This is a genomic window from Candidatus Korarchaeota archaeon NZ13-K, assembly GCA_003344655.1.
Lineage (GTDB): Archaea > Korarchaeota > Korarchaeia > Korarchaeales > Korarchaeaceae > Korarchaeum.
On the sequence record MAIU01000125.1, the window covers coordinates 1 to 2,424 of the forward strand.

The 2,424-nt window shown below is 57.2% G+C and carries 4 protein-coding genes; all 4 read right to left on the minus strand.

Features of this window, described 5'->3' with window-relative positions; translation table 11 throughout:
- Positions 1-152 (minus strand): ATP-binding cassette domain-containing protein (locus BA066_07700; protein RDD52808.1); only part of this gene is annotated, 152 nt, incomplete at its 3' end.
- Between the two features lie 5 nt (positions 153-157).
- Positions 158-1,102 carry an ABC transporter ATP-binding protein gene (locus tag BA066_07705; protein RDD52806.1) on the minus strand — a complete coding sequence of 315 codons (945 nt, stop codon included), beginning with the start codon at positions 1,100-1,102 and terminating at the stop codon, positions 158-160.
- A 1-nt stretch (position 1,103) separates the two neighbouring features.
- A complete protein-coding gene (locus BA066_07710; GenBank protein ID RDD52809.1) occupies positions 1,104-1,907 on the minus strand; it encodes an ABC transporter permease in 804 nt (267 codons plus the stop codon).
- A gap of 16 nt (positions 1,908-1,923) precedes the next feature.
- The coding region (locus BA066_07715) for an ABC transporter permease (GenBank protein ID RDD52807.1) at positions 1,924-2,424 on the minus strand (501 nt) is incomplete at its 5' end.

Consider the following 2,424-nt stretch of genomic DNA (forward strand, 5'->3'; position numbering starts at 1 on the left):
GTTGACTTCCCGCTCCCGCTCTCGCCAACTATTCCTAGCACCTCTCCCCTGTCCAGCTGGATGCTTATGCCGTCCACGGCCCTAACAAGCTTCTTCCTGCCAAATGCACCTATCTGGAAGTACATCCTTACATCTTCCACCTTGACCAGCATGATCATCACCCATAGAGCCAGCAGGAGACAAAATGCCCGTTTCCAGCGTCGAAGATGGACGGAGCCTCCCTCCTGCAGACCTCCATGGCCTCCCTGCACCTGGGGTTAAACCTGCATCCGGGGGGAGGGCTCCTGAGATCCGGCGGAGATCCCGGGATGGAGCTGGGCCATTCCTTGGATAGGAGCCTGGGGAGCGATGATATGAGCCCCCTGGTGTAGGGGTGCATTGGGGATTCCATAACATCCCTCTTCTCCCCGATCTCCATCAGATTGCCAGCGTACATTATGCATATCCTGTCCGCTCTCTCAAGCGCCAGCGCTATATCGTGTGTGATGAGCATCACGCTCATCCCCCTCTCCCTCCTTATCTCGTCGATCAGATCCATTATCTGCCTCTGAACTATCACATCCAGCGCGGTGGTGGGCTCATCAGCCACGAGCAGGGAGGGGTTCAGGGCTATCGCTGCAGCTATTGCCACCCTCTGCTTCTGACCCCCGCTCAGCTGGTGCGGATAGGCATCCAAGAGCTTCTCAGGGATGCCAACACGCCTCAGGAGGTTCAGAGCCCTCTCCCTGGCCTCTTCCTCCCCAACCCCGTGCTCCGTCATCACCTCAGCCACCATGTCGTTCACCCTCCTGAGTGGATCCAGCGTGGTGAAAGGGTCCTGGAAGACCATTGAGATCCTACTACCCCTGATTTCCCTCATCTCATCCTCGCTCTTCCTCAGGATGTCCTCCCCATCCAGGATGATCCTCCCGCCCACCACCCTGCCGGGGGGAGGGACCATCCTCATCAGGGCGAAACCCAGGGTTGACTTCCCGCTCCCGCTCTCCCCAACAATGGCGAGGGTCTCACCCCTCTCCATCCTGAGGGAGACGTCATCAACGGCGTGAACGATGCCCTTCCTCGTGAAGTAGTGCACCCTCAAACCCTCTATCTCGAGTATCATTTCATGACACCTCCCTCTCCCCCTTGGACAGCCCCTCGCTTATCAGGGCGAAACCCATCGCGAGAAGGGTTATCATGAGCCCCGGGAAGAAAACCATCCACCAAGCTCCTGATAGGAGGAACCCCTTCCCCTTGTAGAGCTCATATCCCCAGTCCGGGGTTGGGGGCTGGACGGAGAGGCCCAGGAAGCTGAGGGCCGCCTCAGTCAGCACCGCGTCCGTGCTGCTCAGGCTGAAGACGACCATCACGGTCGGCCCAAGGTGGGGCAGTATGTGCCTGAACAGCATCCTCGCCAGTGGGATCCCCAGGGCCCTGTTGACCTCTATGAAGGGCTCCGTCTTGACGCTGAGCACCTGGCCCCTCACCATCCTGAAGTATGTGGGCACGTAGACTATAGCTATCGCTATGGCCGCATTGACCGGAGAGGGTCCGAGCACCACGGCCAGGGCTATCGCTAGGACCAGGCTGGGGAAGGCGTATATGGAATCCATTATGAAGGAGAGGACCTTATCTAGCTTCCCTCCTATGTAACCGCTCACGAGTCCGGCGGGAATCCCCAGGATCGCGCTGATTATTATCGAGGAGAAGACGACGAATATAACAGTTCTGGAGCCGTAGACTATCCTAGACCAGACATCGTAGCCCAGGTTATCCGTTCCCATTGGGTTCACGGGGTTCGGTGGTGAAAGCGGGTTGCCCGCGGTCTCATCGTAGCGGAATGGGGCGATGTAGTCAGCCAGAAGGGCCAAAATCAAGATGAAAGAGACTATGAGCAGCCCGGAGATTAGAAACAGGTTTCTCCTCATTTCCAAGGGGATCACCTCAGTACCTTATCCTCGGGTCCACGTAGGCGTAAATCACATCCACGATCAGGCTTATCAGGCCGACGAAGAAGGCGAAAACTATGACGACGGCCTGTATGGCAGGATAATCCCTGTAGAAGACCTTCTCAACCAGGTAAGTTCCTATTCCGGGCCAGCTGAATGTTGTTTCGGTGAGCACAGCCCCTCCGAGCAGCAGGGCGAACTGAAGGCCCGTGTAGGTTATTATCGGTATCATCGCATGCCTCAGCGAGTAGCCGATTATCCTCCCCTCCCTCACTCCCCTCGCCCTGTAGGCGATGGAGAAGCCGGAGTCCAGGGCCCTGATCATGTTGTTCCTGGCGAGCCTCATGTACGGACCGCTGAGCATCACGCCGAGGGTTATGGATGGAAGTATGAGGTACCTCACTGAGTCAAAGAAAGCCATCATATCACCCTTTATGAGGGAGTCAAGCAAAACGAATCCGGTTGGACCTGAGGGGGCAACTCCAGGGGTTATCCT